The sequence below is a fragment of the Nonomuraea sp. AD125B genome, from assembly GCF_041402765.1.
Taxonomy (GTDB): Bacteria; Actinomycetota; Actinomycetes; order Streptosporangiales; family Streptosporangiaceae; genus Nonomuraea; species Nonomuraea bangladeshensis.
On sequence record NZ_JBGLOU010000013.1, the window covers coordinates 15241 to 32214 of the forward strand.

14 protein-coding genes are annotated in these 16974 nt (G+C 72.8%); 9 read left to right on the forward strand and 5 right to left on the reverse strand.

Going from position 1 to position 16974, the window contains the following annotated elements; translation table 11 throughout:
- The first annotated feature begins 71 nt into the window (after positions 1-71).
- Both ACBR40_RS30945 and ACBR40_RS30950 read left to right on the forward strand, forming a co-directional pair.
- The gene (locus ACBR40_RS30945; RefSeq protein ID WP_371251040.1) at positions 72-1445 is read left to right on the forward strand and encodes a hypothetical protein; all 1374 of its coding nucleotides are present in this window, start codon (positions 72-74) and stop codon (positions 1443-1445) included.
- A 28-nt stretch (positions 1446-1473) separates the two neighbouring features.
- Positions 1474-2319, forward strand: a complete 846-nt coding sequence (locus ACBR40_RS30950; RefSeq protein WP_371251041.1) for an FkbM family methyltransferase — start codon at positions 1474-1476, stop codon at positions 2317-2319.
- Here the strand turns inward: ACBR40_RS30950 and ACBR40_RS30955 are convergent.
- Entirely contained in the window at positions 2296-2565 is a 270-nt protein-coding gene (locus ACBR40_RS30955; protein WP_344204685.1) for a hypothetical protein, read from the reverse strand. The genes ACBR40_RS30950 and ACBR40_RS30955 overlap by 24 nt on opposite strands.
- On the reverse strand, positions 2562-2834 hold the full coding sequence (locus tag ACBR40_RS30960; RefSeq protein WP_344204686.1) for a hypothetical protein: 273 nt from the start codon (positions 2832-2834) through the stop codon (positions 2562-2564). The genes ACBR40_RS30955 and ACBR40_RS30960 overlap by 4 nt, the downstream gene beginning before the upstream one ends.
- A gap of 232 nt (positions 2835-3066) precedes the next feature.
- Between ACBR40_RS30960 and ACBR40_RS30965 the strand changes: the two genes are divergently transcribed.
- Complete coding sequence (locus tag ACBR40_RS30965; RefSeq protein ID WP_371251042.1) at positions 3067-3537, forward strand: lamin tail domain-containing protein; 471 nt, start codon at positions 3067-3069, stop codon at positions 3535-3537.
- Positions 3538-3541: 4 nt separating this feature from the next.
- On the opposite strand, the gene ACBR40_RS30970 is transcribed toward ACBR40_RS30965, so the two are convergent.
- Entirely contained in the window at positions 3542-4771 is a 1230-nt protein-coding gene (locus tag ACBR40_RS30970) for an MFS transporter (RefSeq protein ID WP_371251043.1), read from the reverse strand.
- An 86-nt stretch (positions 4772-4857) separates the two neighbouring features.
- Between ACBR40_RS30970 and ACBR40_RS30975 the strand changes: the two genes are divergently transcribed.
- The 3 genes from ACBR40_RS30975 to ACBR40_RS30985 all read left to right on the forward strand — a co-directional run bounded on the left by ACBR40_RS30975 (position 4858) and on the right by ACBR40_RS30985 (position 9290).
- On the forward strand, positions 4858-5310 hold the full coding sequence (locus ACBR40_RS30975; protein ID WP_344204690.1) for a helix-turn-helix domain-containing protein: 453 nt from the start codon (positions 4858-4860) through the stop codon (positions 5308-5310).
- A 187-nt stretch (positions 5311-5497) separates the two neighbouring features.
- Positions 5498-8302, forward strand: coding sequence for a LuxR C-terminal-related transcriptional regulator (locus tag ACBR40_RS30980; RefSeq protein ID WP_371251044.1), 2805 nt, complete (start codon positions 5498-5500; stop codon positions 8300-8302).
- Between the two features lie 97 nt (positions 8303-8399).
- Entirely contained in the window at positions 8400-9290 is an 891-nt protein-coding gene (locus ACBR40_RS30985) for an alpha/beta hydrolase family protein (RefSeq protein ID WP_371251045.1), read from the forward strand.
- A gap of 53 nt (positions 9291-9343) precedes the next feature.
- Here the strand turns inward: ACBR40_RS30985 and ACBR40_RS30990 are convergent, their stop codons facing one another.
- A complete protein-coding gene (locus ACBR40_RS30990; protein WP_371251046.1) occupies positions 9344-10066 on the reverse strand; it encodes a class I SAM-dependent methyltransferase in 723 nt (240 codons plus the stop codon).
- Between the two features lie 336 nt (positions 10067-10402).
- Between ACBR40_RS30990 and ACBR40_RS30995 the strand changes: the two genes are divergently transcribed.
- Entirely contained in the window at positions 10403-11647 is a 1245-nt protein-coding gene (locus ACBR40_RS30995; protein WP_371251206.1) for a hypothetical protein, read from the forward strand.
- A gap of 5 nt (positions 11648-11652) precedes the next feature.
- On the opposite strand, the gene ACBR40_RS31000 is transcribed toward ACBR40_RS30995, so the two are convergent.
- Complete coding sequence (locus ACBR40_RS31000; protein WP_344204693.1) at positions 11653-12117, reverse strand: Lrp/AsnC family transcriptional regulator; 465 nt, start codon at positions 12115-12117, stop codon at positions 11653-11655.
- Positions 12118-12292: 175 nt separating this feature from the next.
- On the opposite strand from ACBR40_RS31000, the gene ACBR40_RS31005 reads away from it, so the two are divergent.
- Positions 12293-15718, forward strand: coding sequence for an indolepyruvate ferredoxin oxidoreductase family protein (locus ACBR40_RS31005; protein ID WP_371251047.1), 3426 nt, complete (start codon positions 12293-12295; stop codon positions 15716-15718).
- The gene (locus ACBR40_RS31010; protein ID WP_344204695.1) at positions 15715-16854 is read left to right on the forward strand and encodes an acyl-CoA dehydrogenase family protein; all 1140 of its coding nucleotides are present in this window, start codon (positions 15715-15717) and stop codon (positions 16852-16854) included. Before ACBR40_RS31005 ends, ACBR40_RS31010 begins: the two co-directional genes overlap by 4 nt.
- The last annotated feature ends 120 nt before the right edge of the window (positions 16855-16974 follow it).

Sequence of the window (16974 nt, forward strand, 5' to 3'; positions counted from 1 at the left end):
CTCCGCCCGCTGAGCCGATCCTTCCCCTGGGGCGCTCGCTTGTGCTTCCCTTGAGAGGTGAGGCTGGTCCGATGAGGCGCGGTGACGACCGCTCCATCCACGCCCTGCGCGCCACGTCGCAATTTGCCGCTTTGGAACCCATATGGGCCGGCATCAGCTCGACCATCCAACTGCGCGCACTGCTCGTCTTCGGAGCGCTCTTCAACGAGCGCGTCTACGTGCACGACACGCAGCTCGTCGACAACCCCCGCGTGGTGGGCGACTTCAGCAGGTCCGACCTGCGGGAGAGCAACTTCTACCGGCTCCTCAGGGAGCTCATCGCGGCGGGCGTCGTCGCGGTCGGGCTCCGGGAGCACAACTACCTCTACCGCGAGGACCGGCTCGATCCCTGCGACTCCCTGGCCGACGTGCTGGGGAGCTGGAAGAAGAACAGCCCGGACGGCAAGGGCTGGGTCATCTCGCCGATCTCGCAGGCACGCGACCGGATGATCACCGAGCTCGACGGCGTTCTCACCGGCGACGGTTCCGTCGTCGTCCGCTACGACTACGCGCGGACGAAGGACGGATTCATGCGGCAGGTCCGCGACGCCGCGAACTCGCCGGACTCGGTGCTCGCGGGCCTGCTGTCCCAGCAGCCCGCCGAGCTGCGCAGACGGTACGACGCCATTCTCGCGAGGCCGCGTTTCTCGCACACGCCGATCTTCGCGTTGCTGCACGATTCCGGTCTTCCGGTGAACGACCAGCTGATCCAGATCCACGGCCTCTTCGACGAGATCGCGCACGCGAACGCGTTCAACGCCCGGCTGCTGGGGTCCGACTGGGACTCCGGCCCAGGCACGGGCCTCGCCGAAGCCGTACTCAGCGATGGGCCGTTCGAGCAGAGGGATGCCACCCCACGGTTGCGGGCGGAAGAACTCGTGGAGGCGGCCTATCGCATGGTCGAAGGGCCGTCACCCGACCTGCTCGCCATGCTGCGCTTCGAGGAGATCCTGGAGCTGCGCGGGCGGGCCAGAGAGCTGTTCGAGATCCAGTCGTACCTCGAACTGCCCGACACCCGCGACCCCGACGACGCGCTGTCCGCCGCCCTGGCCGACTGCGCGGCCGACTACTGGCAGCACATCTGCGACCACATCCGATCGACGCGCCCGCACCTGACGGTGAAACCCTCCAAGATCGGCATCTTCCTGCGCAGAAGGATGCCGAAGCTCGCCAGGGCGGCCGAACGGTTCGCCACGACCGGCCTGTCCACGCTCACCGAAGTGGCCTTCAACGCCGTGCCCCTCATCGGCGGGATGGTGAGCGAGGAGTCGAAGCACAGCATGCTGCGGCGGGCCAACCTGGAGTTCGTGTTCTTCACGGAGTCCGCGCGCATGCGCGAGCTGCGGGACTTCCTTCCGCACCGAGGCTGGATCTCCTCCGACATGAGATCGAGCACGAGCCGATGAGGGCCGCGTTCACCTTCTGGGGGCTCTGATGCCCGCGGCAGCTTCTCTCCTCGAGCGCGACGGGCTCACCTGGTCCGTGAGGGCCGGCAGCGGCGACCGCGTCGGCCCGGGCCCGCACGAGCAGGACATCTGGCGGCTCGCCCGGTCGTTCGGTGGCACCGGGGCGGCGTTCGTGGACGTCGGGGCGCACGTCGGGCACTTCGCCCTCCGGCTGGCCGCGACGTTCGCGAAGGTCATCGCCATCGAGCCGAACCCGGCCGCCCTGACCACGCTGCGGACGAACCTCCGGCTCAACGGCATCGGCAACATCGATGTCCAGCCCGTCGCGGCGCACGACCGCACGGCGCGGCTGCGGCTCTGGGACCCCTACGACGTGGTCGCCGGCCCCTGCACCCGCACCCTGGACCTCGACGAGCCGGTCACCGTGCCCGCGGACTGCGAGGTATCTTTGCTCCACTGTGGACCGGACGGTTACGGCGCCTTCCTGGGCGACGTGGACGCGCTCCCGATCGACCTCATCGCGTCCCGGTCCGAGGAGACCGTCCGGCTGATCAAAATCGATGTCGAGGGGCACGAGGACAGGACGCTGGCGGGCGCGAGCGAGACGATCCGGCGCCATCAGCCGGCGATCCTGATCGAGATGCACGACTCGATGTACGGCGAACGGATCAAACAGGAAGTGGTGCGGCAACTGTCGCACCACGGCTACCTGTGGTGCGACTTCTCCCTCTATCAGCGATCGAAGATGACGACGTCGGACATGTGCCCGTACATCTACGCCGAGCCGGAAAGCATCGGCCGCCGACAGGAATTCCTCGATTACGCCGAGCAGGTCAACGTGGACGCCGCCTCACGCTGGCTGACGGTGCCGTGAAACAGTCAGTATCACCACGTCCATCTCCTCGCGCCGAACCCAGCACAACGCCTCGAAGTCACCCACCGCCGCCTTGAACACCCCCGCACCCTCGTCGATGACCCGCAGCGCGCCGGACTCCAGATCGGTGGAGAGGTATTCCAGCGAGTCGACGATGTGCTTGGCCGCCACCGGATCGTCGGCGTGAATCGCCCGGATCTCCCGCACGGCGGGCGCGGCGAGCAGGATCTCGTAGTAACCCTTCACAGGGCGATCTCGCGCCGCAGATCACCGAGCCGCATCGTCTCCATCCCCGCGCCGAGCTCCGCGATCAACCTCACTCCCAGCAACCGGTCGGCGGCATCCTCGGTCGCGGCGAGCGCGCTCATCCCTGCGGCGGCCACCTCGTAGGGAACCATGGCGGCCACCACCTCACGGCCGTCCTCCAGGAGAACGACCTCTCCCGCGACCGCTTGCTCGACCGCCTCCTGGACCGCGGCGGCGGTGGCGGGAAGGCGCAACGTACGGTTTCTCATGCCCAGGCGGCTCTTCCTGTCCGAGAACGGCGCGACTTCCCCAGCCTAAAGCCCTTTACCCTGCCACGACCTCAGCAACCCAGCAGGTCAACGGCGACTTTCCTGTCACCCTGAGGTCACCGGGACGCAGGCGCGACAGGCGGTGCGCATCTTCCGCGAGGGAGGCGTGAACGCCAGCCATTCATGAGGCGTCATACACACGAACTGCACATCAAACCTCAAAGGATTACAAGTGCGCCTCGTCGCCCCTGTCGCCGCCCTGGTGGCCGCCGCCGTCGCTCTCACGCCGGCGGCTCCCGCTCAGGCCGCCGCCCCCACGGTGAAGATCTCCCGGATCTGGTACGACTCGCCCGGCTCACCGGACTTCGGCGCGAACAGCAGCCTCAACGGCGAGTACGTGCAGATCGAGAACACCGGCCGGAGCGCGGTCAAGCTCAGCGGCTGGACCGTCCGCGACGAGACGGCCCGAGCGGACCACGTCTACACGTTCGGCGATGTCACCCTCAAAGCGGGCAAGACGGTCACCCTGCGGACCGGCAGGGGCCGCGACACCGCCACCACGCTGTACTGGGGCCGGAGCGGCGGCACCCTCGCCTACATCTGGAACCAGGTCAAGGACACCGGATACCTCCGCGACGCCCGAGGCCGGCTCGTCCACAAGTGCTCGTACAACAGCAGCCGCACCGCCTACAAGGACTGCTGATCGCTCATCCACATCGGGAACCCGTCCGGGGCGGAGACGACCTGGACGTTGCCGCCGTGGCGGGAGGCAGAGCGGTGAGACGTCGGGTCGAGATGGCGACGAGGAGCCCGAGTGCGGCGTAGGCCGCGCCGAGCAGGCTGGCGGCCGGCCATCCCATGGCGCTGTAGGCCCAGGTGGTGGTGATCGCGCCGAGCGCGGAGCCGAGGGAGTAGAAGGCCATGTAGGCGCCGATGACGCTGCTGCTCCGGTCGGGGCGGGCGGTGGTGAGCAGGTGCTGGCTGCTGACGTGAACGGCTTGCACGGCGAAGTCCAGGACGATGACGCCGGCGATCAGCGGCCACAGCGATGACCGCGCTTGAGCGATCAGCAGCCAGGAGACCGTGAGCAGGGCCAGCGACCAGCCGGTAACCGAGGGCGCCAGGCCCCGGTCGGCCCATCGGCCGGCCCGGGCCGCGCCCAGCGCCCCGGTCAGACCGGCGAGTCCGAACAATCCGATCTCGCCGGTGCCGAGGTGCCACGGCTCGTCACCGAGCGGGAGCGCCAGTCCGCTCCACAGCGTGCCGAAAGAGGCGAACAGGAAGAACGCGACCAGTCCCCGGCTGAGGAAGAGCCGGTCGCCGACGACCAGACGACCCAGCGATGACAGCAGGTGCCCGTACCGGGCTCGGGGGCGGCGGATGTCGGCCTCCAGGGTGAAGCGGGCGGCGAGCGCGAGCATCGCGCAGAACCCGGCGATCACGAGGTAGACCGTGCGCCAGCCGGTCAGCTCGCCCAGTGTGCCCGCCACCACCCGTACGCCGAGTATCCCGATGACCACGCCCGAGGTGACCGCTCCGATGTTGCGGCCCCGCTCGCCGGCCGGTGAGACGGCGGCGACGTAGGCCACCGTGATCTGGACGACCACGGCGAACAGTCCGGCCAGGGCCAGGCCCGCGATCGCGATGCCACCGCTGGGTGCGGCGGCAGCCACCCCCGCACCTCCTGCGGTGAGCAGCAGGTGCACCGTGATGAGCCTGCGGCGGTCGAACAGGTCGCCGAGCGGGACGAGCAGCACCAGCCCCGCGAGATAGCCCATCTGGCCGGCGGCGACCAGCCACCCCAGCGCTCCTTCCCCCAGTCCGAGGTCCTCGCCCGCGGCCTCGAGGACCGGCTGGATGCCGTAGATGGTCGACACCGCCACCGCGCACACCAGCGCGAGCACGATCCGCTGCCTCCCGGTCAATCCTGACGGCACATCACCCTCCAATAGGTTTCAAAATGCAACCTATCCAGGATAAGGGCATAATGGTTTCAGATTGCAACTCATCTACGGAGGGGTCAGTGGACGTCACACTCGCCGCAGGAGGCGCCTGGACCGACCCGGCCTGCCCGGTCGCGCGGACCGTCGACCTGATAGGTGACCGATGGAGCCTGCTGATCATCCGCGACGCGATGGACGGGGCGACGACCTTCACCGAGTTCCATCAGCGGCTGGGGATCGCCCGCAACATCCTCGCCGACCGGCTCCGCAAACTCGTCGAGCACGGCATCCTCGACAAGAGCGCCACCGCCGACGGCAGACGGCACACCTACCGGCTCACCGCGGCGGGGCAGGATCTCTTCACGGCCGTCGTCGCCCTGCGTCAATGGGGCGAGCGCCACGCCTTCGCCCCGGACGAGCCGCACTCCGTTCTCGTGGACGGCCGGGGGCGGAAGCTTCCCGAACTCCACCCACTCGACCAGGACGGCGCGCCGCTCTCCGCCGAGGCGTCGCACGTCCGGAAAACCGCCTGAGCCCAGCCGCGCCAGTCGCCCCGGCCGGACGAGTCCTGGCATGGACGTGCCCCTGCGGCGACACCGTCCACGAGCTCCGTCAGGTGAGCTGATGGGGCACCTGCGCTGACGACGCATATCCGGAAATCACCAGCCTCCTGACCGGGGGCCCTTTCAGAGATGACATGTCCGGGTAACACTGGTGGGCGTGTCATCGGGCCAGGATCATCCGCGCCTGCCCCTGCCCCTGCTGCGCGGGCGCGACGACGAGGAGAGCGTGCTGCTGCGGCTGCTCGGCGACGCCCGCGACGGGCGGGGCGGCGCGCTGCTGCTGACGGGCGTGGCGGGCATCGGCAAGACGGCGCTGCTCGACCTGGCCGTGGCCCGCGCCACACCCGATTTTCTGGTGCTGCGGGTGTCCGGTGTGACGGCGGAGTCGCGGCTGCCGTACGCGGGGCTGCACGGCCTGCTCGGCCCGATCGCCGCAGCGGCGGACGGGCTTCCCGAGGCGCAGGTCCGCGCTCTGCGGGAGGCTTTGGAGTGCGGTACGACGGCTCCCGGCCTGGCGCTGCCCGCCGCCGTGCTCGGGCTGCTGTCGGCGGTCGCCGCCGGCAACAGCCCAGTGCTCGCGTGCGTGGACGACGTGGACCGCCTCGACGCGGCCAGCAGGGACGCGCTCGCGTTCGCGGCCCGCCGCCTGGGCCGGGCGCGCGTCGCCCTGCTGTTCGCCGCCCGGTCCCCGTCCGGGCTCGACGGGGTGCCGGCGCGGGCCGTCGGAGGGCTCGGGCAGGACGCCGTACGGGAGCTGGCCTCCGACCTGACCCCCGAACGGCGGCTGCCGGAAGACCTGGTCGCGGCCCTCGACGCCGTCGCCCGCGGCAACCCGCTCGCGCTCACGGAGCTCGTCGGCTCGCTCACCCCCGACCAGCTCGCCGGGGTCGCCGCCCCGCCCACGGCGCTCCCGCGAAGCGGCCTGCTGTGGCGCGAGCACGCCGCGCTGCTCGCCGCGCTCCCCCGCGAGACCGGCCGCCTGCTGCTCCTGATCGCCGCCGACCCCGCCCTGGACGTGGCCACCCTCCTCCGGGCCGCCCGCCCCGCCTGCGCGCTGACCGCGCTCGAACCGGCCGAACAGGCCGGGGTCCTGCTCGCTGACGGCGACCGGTACGCCTTCCGCGACCCGGCCGTACGCGCCGTGGCCTACCAGGACGCCTCCCTGTCCGAGCGCCGGCACGCCCACCGCCTTCTCGCCACCCTGCTCACCGAGCCCCCGTCCCTCCACACCGCTGACCCGTCCTCCGGCATGCGGCTGCGCCGGGCCTGGCACCGGTCATGGGCGCTGGACGCCCCCGCCGCGCGCGTCGCCGACGACCTGGCCGCCGCCGCCCTGGCCGCACGCCCCCTGGACGACCATCCGGAGCCGTACCTGGCGCTGGAACGCGCCGCCGACCTCACCACGCACCCCATGCTCAAGGCCGAACGCCTGGCCGCCGCCGCCCGCCTCGCCTGGACCTCCGGCCGCCCCCAGGCCGCCCGTTCCCTCCTCGCCCGGCTGCGTGCCCTGCCCGCCCCCGGCCTCGCCCCGCCCGACGAGCTGCGTGGCCGCGTACAGTTCCTGAGCGGCAGCCTCGAACTGCTCGGCGGCGAGACGGGCAGCGCCCGCGAGGAGCTGCTGGCCGCCGCCGGCCGGCTGCTGGACGGCGAGCAGCGCATGCTCGGCGTCCGCGCCCTGGTCCGGGCCGCCGACGCCAGCTACCGCGCGGGCGACATCAGGGCGTTCATCGCGATCGCCCGCCACGCCGCCGCGCTCCGCCGCCCGGACGAGAGCGCCCCCACGGAGCTGATGTTCGAGTACCTGGCGGGCATGGCGGCCACGCTCAGCGGCTCGCACGAGGAGGCCGCGGGCCCGCTCCGGCGCGTGGTCGAGCTGGCCGGATCCGTACAGGACCCGTCCGTGCTGGTCTGGGCGTGCGTGGCCAGCATGCTGCTCGGCGAGGGCGCCATCGCCCACCGCCTGTCGGCGCGCGCCGTCGAGTCCGCCCGGGTCCGGGGCGTCGCCTCCGCGATCCCCCAGCTCCTGGAGTACATGATCTACCCGGACTACTGGACCGGCCGCTACGCCTCGCTCGCCGAGACCGCCGCCCGCGGGCTGCGCCTGGCGCAGGAGACCGGGCAGCTCAACACGGCGGCCCAGCATCTCGCCTGGCTGGCGATCACCGCGGCCGTGGAGGGCGACCAGGAGGCCTGCCGGGTACGCGCCGACGCCGCCATCGACCTCGCCGACGCCCACGACCTCGGCCTCGCGGGCGCGATCGGCAACTGGGCGCTCGCCTACCTCGACCTGGCCGCCGGCCGCCCCGCCGACGCCGCCCAGCGGCTGCGCGCCGAACGCCGCAACAGCCACGTCGTCATCCGGGTCATGGCGACGCCGCACCTGATCGAGGCGTGCGCGCGTACCGGCGACCGCGAGCGGGCCTCCGCCGCGCTGCGCGTGCTCGAACGCTGGGTCGGCAGCACCCGCAGCCCCGATTTGCGCGCTCTCGTGGCCCGCTGCCGCGCGCTGCTCGCCCCGGCGGGCGAGGGCGACGAGCTGTTCCTGGAGGCGCTGGAGCTGCACGGGCAGGGGTTGTGCGAGTTCGAGACGGCCCGCACCCGCCTGCTGTACGGGAGCGCGCTGCGCCGCGAGCGCCGCCCCGGCGCGGCCCGCACCCATCTGCACGCCGCCCTGGAGACGTTCGAACGGTACGGCGCCCGTCTGTGGACCGGCCAGGCGCGGGCCGAGCTGCGCGCCTCCGGCGACACGACCCACCCCACCGCCGCCGCCCCGGGCACGGCCGCTCCCCTCACCGCGCAGCAGCTCCAGATCGCCAGGATGGTCGCCGGGGGCGCGACCAACAAGGAGATCGCCGAGCAGCTCTTCCTGAGCCGCCGCACCGTCGAGCACCACCTGCGCAACATCTTCAGCCGGCTCGGCGTACGCTCGCGGGTCGAGCTGACCCGCCTGTTCATTTCCTGAACGTGAACCGGTGATTACACCGATGCGCGCCTGACTGCCGCTCCCAACAATGACGAGGTACGGCAGTAACCCCCCGACGAGCAGGGAGTATGACGACGTGCAGCTCTCCACCCCCCACCGCGGCGCGCGAACGTTGACCAAACTCGCCCTCGCCCTCGCCCTCGCCGCCGGCGGCGTCGCGACCGCCGCGCCGGCCCAGGCCGCGAGCCCGTACGAGCGCGGCCCCAACCCCACGGACTCCCTGCTGGAGGCGAGCCGCGGCCCGTTCGCCACCGCCCAGCAGAGCGTCTCCTCGCTCAGCGTCAGCGGCTTCGGCGGCGGCGTGATCTACTACCCGACGGACACCAGCCAGGGGACGTTCGGCGCGATCGCGATCTCCCCCGGCTACACCGCCACCTGGGCCAGCCTGGCCTGGCTCGGCCCGCGGATCGCCTCGCACGGCTTCGTGGTCATCGGCATCGAGACCAACACGATCTACGACCAGCCCGCCAGCCGCGGCCGTCAGCTCCTCGCCGCGCTCGACTACCTGACGCAGCGCAGCTCGACCACGATCCGCAGCCGCATCGACAGCTCACGCCTGGCCGTCGCCGGGCACTCGATGGGCGGCGGCGGCACGCTCGAAGCCGCGAACAGCCGCCCGTCGCTGCAGGCCGCCGTACCGCTCGCGCCGTGGAACCTCACCAAGTCGTGGAGCGGCGTCCGCGTCCCCACCATGATCATCGGCGGTCAGGCGGACACCGTCGCCCCGGTCGCCACCCACTCCCAGCCCTTCTACACCAGCATCCCGTCCTCGTCCGAGAAGGCGTACCTGGAGCTGGCCGGCGCCAGCCACTTCTTCCCGCAGACCACGAACACCACCATGGCCAAGTCGATGGTGGCCTGGCTGAAGCGCTGGGTGGACGACGACACCCGCTACGACCCGTTCCTCTGCCCGGCCCCGCGCGGCCTCGCCATCTCCGAGTACCGCGACACCTGCCCGAACGGCTGACCCGCCGAAGAACGACGACGGCCGCTCCCGGCGACGGGGGCGGCCGTCCGCCGTCAGTCGCCCTTGACGCACCTGGCGACGAGGAAGACCGGGTGCCGGGCGGCGTCCCGGCGTTCGGCGGTCCAGGTCTCGGGCGGCTCGGGCTCGGCGAGGACGTCCAGCCGAAGTCCGTGGCGGCGGAACGTGTTGAGGTAGGTGGAGAGCGTCCGGTGATTGGCGCCGACCTGGCGGCGGAGCGAGGAGAGCTCGCCGTCCGCCCGCCACCAGCCCTCGTCGTGGTAGCGGCCCCCTTCCGGCCAGGACCCCGAGACGTGGTGGCCGCCGGGGAAGCAGGGATGCAGGATCGAGCAGACGAACGTCCCCCCGGGGCGCAGGGCGCGGGCCGTCGCGTCGAGGGCGGCGTCGAGGTCGTCGATGTCGGAGAGGCCGAAGTTGCAGGTCACGACGTCGTACGGGGACGCGGACAGCCAAGGCTGGTCCGGCGCCGTGAGGTCGGCGTGTACGTAGGTGATGCCCAGGGCGGATTCGCGTTCGGCCTCGCGGGCGACGGCGAGCAGGGCGGCGGAGACGTCCACGCCGGTGACGGTGGCGTGGCGGCGGGCGAGCTCGCGGGTGACGCGACCGTGGCCGCAGGCGAGGTCGAGGGCCCGGCGGCCGGCGATGGGCTCCGCGAGGGAGAGCAGGCGGAGTGAGGCCGGGTCGTCGATCGCGTCCGTCCAGCCGGACGCGTAGAAGTCGGCGACGGCGTCGTAGCGGGCGGCCTGGCGGGGCGACATGCGTACGACGGTATGCGCCGGCCGGCGGGGCGGGCCAGGGTTGTTCACGCTCGGCAAAGAGTGCTTCATGGCGGGGCACCGATCGGGTCTCGGCGGGGGTGGGGGCGGGGCCGGTTGGAGGAGGATCGCCAGCGGGTCGGGCACGTACGCCACGTTCGTGCGGGGGGACGGGACGGAATGGGCATGCCGGGGATCGCGGCGGTCGTCGCGCTCGCAGTGCTGGGGGTCGGGGGCGGCGACTGTGGTGAGCGGCCGGCCCGGCCGGGCCGGATCGGCGGTGAGTGGTCCTGGACGGCTGATCGGCTGGGACCGCTGGCCGCGGGAGAGCCGGAGGAGATGGACGACCTCACCGGCGAGCCGGGAGCGAGCGGACCTCAACCGGCCGGGCCGCAACCAGCCGGGCCGCAACCGGGCGGGCCTCAACCGGGCGGGCCTCAGCCCGGCGGATCAGGGCCAAGCGGATCAGGGCCAAGCGGGTCAAGGCCAAGCGGGTCAAGGCCGAGCGCGTCAGGCGCCGGCGCGCCGGGGACCGAACGCGAGGTCCGGTTGCGCGTCCGGCAGGAGGCGATGCCCGCGACGCTGCTCGCCGGGGAACGGGCGACACTGCGGGTGACCGTCACCAACACCGGCCCCGCCGAAGCCGCCGACGTCACCGTCACCGACACCCTGGACCCCGCCCTCACCCCGGACCTCGCCGCCCTCCCCGACGGCTGCGACCGCGCCGGCCGGGCCGTCACCTGCGGCGGACCGGGCACGACCCTCCTCCCCGGCCAGAACCTGACCTACGACCTCCCCATCACCGTGGACCCGTCGCTCCGGGACGGGGTGGAAGTCGTCGCCCGCGCCGAGGCCGCGGCCGGCCCCGAGACGGCGGAGGTCGCGCTGCTGGCCGCCCCGGTACGGTCGTTCGCCGACGTGGAGCTCGTCCTGGCCGCCCCGCCCGCCGTGCACGCCGGCGACGTCATCGGCTACCTGCTCACCGTCACCAACCACGGCCCGGCCAAAGCCGCGGACGTCACGGTCCGGAGCCGGAACCGCGACCCAGGGGCCACGGTCACCGACCGCCCGGCCGCCGAGTGCCCCGGCAGCGGCCGTACGGTGGCCTGCGACCTCGGCGACCTGGCTCCCGGCGAGGTGCGCACGCTCGCGCTCGCCATCGCCCCCGGCCCCACGGTCCCGTTCGAGAACTGCGCCACGGTCCGTACGGCGGGCCGCGACCGCGACCGCGCCGACAACCGCTCCTGCGCGTCCACCACGGTGGAGCCCGCCCCCGCGCCCGCGGAGCTCCCTGCTCCCCCGCCCGCCCGGCCGGAGCGCCCGGACCACCCGGAGCCGCTCGCGGAGGCGTCGTACGACGAGCCGCCACGGCAGATGGACGAGCCCTTCGCACCCGCAGCGGCGAAGGGCGGCCACGTGGTGATGGAGGAGGAGCCGGGGCCGGCCGGCGAGGAGGTGCCGGCCGGCCTCCCGATGACGGGTGTGTCGTTGTGGATGCTGGTGCTCGGTGTCCCGGTCCTGCTCGCGATCGGCCTGATGGTGCGCTTCCTCGACAGGCAGGGGCGCGCGGGAAGGGCCCGCTGAGCCCGTCAGCGAGGAGTACGCGGCGGCGCGAGGGCGTCGCGCGTCCACGACCCGAGCACCAGCAGCGTCTTGGTGCCCGTCACGTCCCCGGCCCTGCGCAGCCGGTCGATGACCTGCTGGAGGTGGCCGAGGTCGCGTACCCGGACGTGGATCAGCGCGTCCGGGTCGCCGGCGATCGTGAAGACCTGCACCACCTCCTGCACCTCGGTCGCGGTCCTGACGATCTCGCTGACCGGCGTCGTCCCCGGGTAGCGCAGCTCGGTGAACGCCTCGATGCCCCAGCCGAGCTTGGCGTAGTCGATCTGCACGGTGAACCCGGTGATGACGCCGAGGTCGCGCAGCCGGTCGACGCGCCGCTTGACGGCGGCCACGGACAGCCCGACCAGCTCGGCCATCTCGGAGAACGTCCTGCGCCCGTCCTCCCTGAGCAGCCGCAGCACGTGGTGGTCGATCTCGTCCACCTCAGGCACGCCCGATCCCCTCCCTACGGCGCAAAGATGACCCGCTCTACGGGCGGTCTCCCTCATATTGTTTGCGTCTTCGGCGCACCTTCTCATCTAATACTTGCGCATACCAGTCCAGCTTGCTGTGCTGGGCGTCACAGCTGGGCATCACAACAGAACGGTTCAAGCCAGGAGGTAGCGCGTGGGCGCGAGCGTGACTCCCACCCCGGTGTCGCTCGACGACAAGTACACGGCGCGGGACGGCCGGGTGCTCATCTCGGGCGTCCAGGCCCTGGTCCGCCTGACCCTGGAGCAGCGGTGGCTGGACCGGGAGCGCGGGCTGGACACGCGGGCGTTCGTCTCCGGCTACCAGGGCTCGCCGCTGGGGGGCGTGGACCTGGAGATGGGGCGGGCCGCGCGCTTCCTGGACGAGGCGGGCGTGGTCTTCCGCCCGGGGCTGAACGAGGAGCTGGCCGCCACGTCGGTGGCCGGCACCCAGTTGCTCGGTCAGGTGCCGGGCCGCCGCCACGAGGGCGTGACCGGCTTCTGGTACGGCAAGAACCCCGGCCTCGACCGCGCCGCCGACGCCCTCAGGCACGCCAACGTGGCCGGCACCGCCCCGCTCGGTGGCGCCGTGGCCTGGATCGGCGACGACCCCGGCTGCAAGTCCTCCACGCTGCCCAGCTCGTGCGAGCCGATGTGCCAGAGCCTGTCGCTGCCGCTGCTCGCGCCCGGCTCGGTCGCGGAGATCGTCGAGTTCGGGCTGCACGCGGTGGCCATGTCCCGCGCCACGGGCCTGTGGACGGGGCTGAAGATCGTCGCCGACATCGCCGACGCCTCGGCCACCGTGGACCTCGGCCCGCTGCGCGCGGGCGTCCCGGTGCCGGAACGCGTACCGGCCAAGCCCGCTCCCCTCCTGCTCGGAGCGGCCGCGCTGGACGCCGAGCACGACATGCTCACCCGCCGCCTCGACCTGGCCCGCGCCTACGCCCGCGAGCACGGGCTCAACCGGGTCATGTCGGGCGCGAACCAGACCCGGCTCGGCATCGTGGCCTCCGGCACCACGTACGCGGTGGTGCTGCGCGCCCTGGCCGACCTCGGCCTCGACGAGCGGGCCCGGGACGACCTGGGGCTGCGGCTGATCCGGCTGGCGATGCCGTTCCCGCTGGCGTACGACGACCTGGCGGCCATGACCGCCGGGCTCGACCGGGTGCTGGTGGTCGAGGACAAGGTCCCGTTCCTGGAGGGGCAGGTCAAGCAGGCCCTGTACGACGTCGAACGCCCCCCGGCGGTCTCCGGCCGCGACCTGCTGACCGCGCGCGGCACGCTGACCGCCGACGACGTGGCCGAGGCGATCGCGACCTGCGTGGGCCCCGACCGGCTGCCCCGGCAGGCCGTCACCATCCGGAAGGCGGGCCTCGCCGGGACGCGGCTGCCGATGGTGGCGGCCCGCACGCCGTACTTCTGCTCGGGCTGCCCCCACAACACCTCCACCCGCGCCGCCGACGACACGCTGGTCGGCGTCGGCATCGGCTGCCACGCGATGATCGCCCTGGACGGGCACGGGCGCGGCACCCAGGTCGGCCTCACCCAGATGGGCGGCGAAGGGGCGCAGTGGATCGGGCTGGCGCCGTTCACCGAGGACCGGCACTTCGTGCAGAACCTCGGCGACGGCACCTTCCACCACTCCGGCTCCCTCGCGATCAGGGCCGCCGTGGCGGCCGGGGTGACGATGACGTACAAGTTGCTCTACAACGACGCCGTCGCCATGACCGGGGGCCAGCGCGCCGAGGGGCGGCTGGACGTGCCGGCGCTCACGCACGAGCTGGCGATCGAGGGCGTACGCCGGATCGTGGTCACGACGCCGGAGCCGGAGACGTACAAGGGGGTGCGGCTGGCGGGGATCGCCTCCGTACGGCACCGCGACGAGCTGGCCGCCGCCGAGCGCGAGCTCGCGGCGCTCGACGGGGTGACGGTGCTCATCCACGACGACCGGTGCGCCGCCGAGGAGCGGCGGCTGCGCAAGCGCGGCAAACTGCCCACGCCCACCCGCAAGGTCGTGGTGAACGAGCGGGTCTGCGAAGGTTGCGGCGACTGCGGCGAGGCGTCCACCTGCCTGTCCGTGCAGCCCGTCGAGACCGAGTACGGCCGCAAGACCCGCATCCACCAGGCGTCCTGCAACTCCGACCTGAGCTGCCTGAAGGGCGACTGCCCGTCGTTCCTGCTGGTGGAGCCGGGTGCCGGGCCCGCCGCCCGTGAGCTGCCCGCGCTTCCCGTCGATCCGCCCGAGCCGGACCGGCCGCATGGCGATGTGCTGATCAGGATGCCGGGCATCGGCGGCACCGGCGTCGTCACCGTCTCGCAGATCCTCCAGATGGCCGCCCACCTCGACGGGCTGCACGCGGCCGGGCTGGAGCAGACGGGCCTGGCGCAGAAGGGCGGGCCGGTGGTGAGCGACGTACGCATCTCCGCCCGCCCGGCGGAGGGCTCGGTACGCGCCTCGCGCGGCCTCGCGGACGTGCTCATCGGCTTCGACGTGCTCGGCGCGGCCTCCGAGGCGAACCTGGCCGTGGCCGCCCCCGACCGTACGGCCGCCGTGCTCAACACGGCCGTCGTGCCCACCGCCGCCATGGTGACCGGCCGGCTGCCGGTGCCGGGCCACGCCGCCGCCGTCGCCCGCGTGCGGCAGGCGGCCCGCGAGGTCTTCTGCCTGGACGCGCACGAGCTGGCCGAGGCGCTGTTCGGCGACCACATGCCGGCGAACCTGCTGCTGCTCGGGGCCGCGTACCAGCGGGGCCTGCTGCCGGTCTCCGCCGAGGCCATCGAGCGGGCCGTCACGCTCAACCGGGCCGCGGTCGAGCAGAACCTCGCCGCCTTCCGCTGGGGCCGGGCCGCCGTCACCGACCCCGAGGCCGTCCGCCGGGCCGCGCTGCCGCCCGCCGAGGAGCCGGTCGAGAAGCTGGAGGAGGTGGTGGCCGTCCGCGCCGCCGACCTGACCGGCTACCAGAACGCGGCCTACGCCCGCTCGTACGCCGACGAGGTCCGCAGGATCGCCGAACGGGCCACCGAGCGGGCCGGCGAGGAGGCGGGCACGGCGATCGCCCTCGCCTACGCGCGCGGCCTGCACAAGCTGATGGCGTACAAGGACGAGTACGAGGTCGCCCGCCTCCACCTCGACCCCGCCGAGCGGGCCAGGCGTGAGCGCGAGCACGGCGCCGACGCGAAGGTGTCGGTGCTGCTGCACCCGCCGGTGCTGCGCGCGATGGGCATGAAGCGCAAGATCGAGCTGCGCCGTACGGCTCCGGTGCTGTTCCGCGGGCTGCGGGCGGCGCGGGTGCTGCGCGGGACGGCGTTCGACGTGTTCGGGCTGGCGAAGGTGCGGCGCGTCGAGCGCGAGCTGGTCGGCGAGTACCGCGAGCTGGTGCGCGCCGCCCTCGACCGGCTCACCCCCGCCACCGCCGCCGCGGTCACGGAGGTCGCCGGGCTGCCCGAGCTGATCCGCGGGTACGAGGACATCAAGCTGGCCCGCGTCGCCGAGTTCCGCGAACGCGCGGCGGCCGCGCTGGCCCGCCTGCGGGAAGCACCCGTCCCGAGCCAGGATTCCGCCCCTCGTCAGGAGGAAGTGTGACAGTCGAGCGCCTGCTGCCGAACCAGGACGCCGAGGACCTCATCGAGCTGACCCGCGAGATCGCCGACAAGGAGCTCGCCCGCCGGGTCGACGAGCACGAACGCGCCGAGACCTACCCGGAGGGGCTGTTCGCCACGCTGGGCGAGGCGGGGCTGCTCGGGCTGGCGTACCCGGAGGAGCAGGGGGGCGGCGGCCAGCCGTACGAGGTGTACCTGCAGGTCATCGAGGAGCTGGCGATGCGCTGGGCGTCGGTCGCGGTCGCGACCAGCGTGCACACGCTGGCCTGCTTCCCCGTGGCCACGTACGGCAGCGCCGAGCAGCGGGCGCGCTGGCTGCCCGACATGCTGGCCGGGCGGATCATCGGCGGCTACAGCCTGTCGGAGCCGCAGGCCGGCTCGGACGCCGGCGCGCTCACCTGCAAGGCCGAACGGGTCGCGGACGGCTACCGGGTGACCGGCAACAAGGCGTGGATCACGCACGGCGGCATCGCCGACTTCTACGCGCTGTTCGCCCGCACGGGGACGGGCTCGCGCGGCGTCTCCTGCTTCCTCGCGCCCGGCCACGCCGACGGCCTGACCTTCGGCCGGCCCGAGGAGAAGATGGGCCTGCACGCCGTACCGACCACCGCCGCCCACTACGACGGCGTCCTCCTGGAGCCCGACCGGCTGATCGGCGAGGAGGGCCAGGGGCTGCAGATCGCCTTCAGCGCCCTCGACAGCGGCCGCCTCGGCATCGCCGCCTGCGCGACCGGCCTCGCCCAGGCCGCCCTGGACGAGGCGGTGGCCTACGCCAAGGAGCGCCACACGTTCGGCAAGAAGATCATCGACCACCAGGGCCTGGGCTTCCTGCTCGCCGACATGGCGGCCGCGGTGGACAGCGCGCGCGCCACGTACCTGGACGCCGCCCGCCGCCGCGACGCCGGCCTGCCGTACAGCCGCCAAGCGAGCGTCGCCAAGCTGGTCGCGACGGACGCGGCGATGAAGGTGACGACGGATGCGGTGCAGGTGTTCGGCGGGTACGGGTATACGCGGGAGTTCCGGGTCGAGCGGTACATGCGCGAGGCCAAGATCATGCAAATCTTCGAGGGCACCAACCAGATCCAGCGGCTCGTCATCAGCCGCCATCTGGCCAAGTAGCCTCTGACGTGCGCGAACTCCGCTTCCCAGTGCTGGGAAGCGGGGTTCTCCAGGGGCTCGTTGCCGCCCGCTCCAGGCCGGACAGAGGTGCAAGCTCATCGCCGTCCCACTGACTGCCGA

Coding starts and splice junctions, on each gene's coding strand:
- ACBR40_RS30995 (WP_371251206.1), top strand. CDS start 10,403: ATGGACGACCTCACCGGCGAGCCGGGAGCGAGCGGACCTCAACCGGCC.
- ACBR40_RS30950 (WP_371251041.1), top strand. CDS start 1,474: ATGCCCGCGGCAGCTTCTCTCCTCGAGCGCGACGGGCTCACCTGGTCC.
- ACBR40_RS30990 (WP_371251046.1), bottom strand. CDS start 10,066: ATGTCGCCCCGCCAGGCCGCCCGCTACGACGCCGTCGCCGACTTCTAC.
- ACBR40_RS30960 (WP_344204686.1), bottom strand. CDS start 2,834: ATGAGAAACCGTACGTTGCGCCTTCCCGCCACCGCCGCCGCGGTCCAG.
- ACBR40_RS30945 (WP_371251040.1), top strand. CDS start 72: ATGAGGCGCGGTGACGACCGCTCCATCCACGCCCTGCGCGCCACGTCG.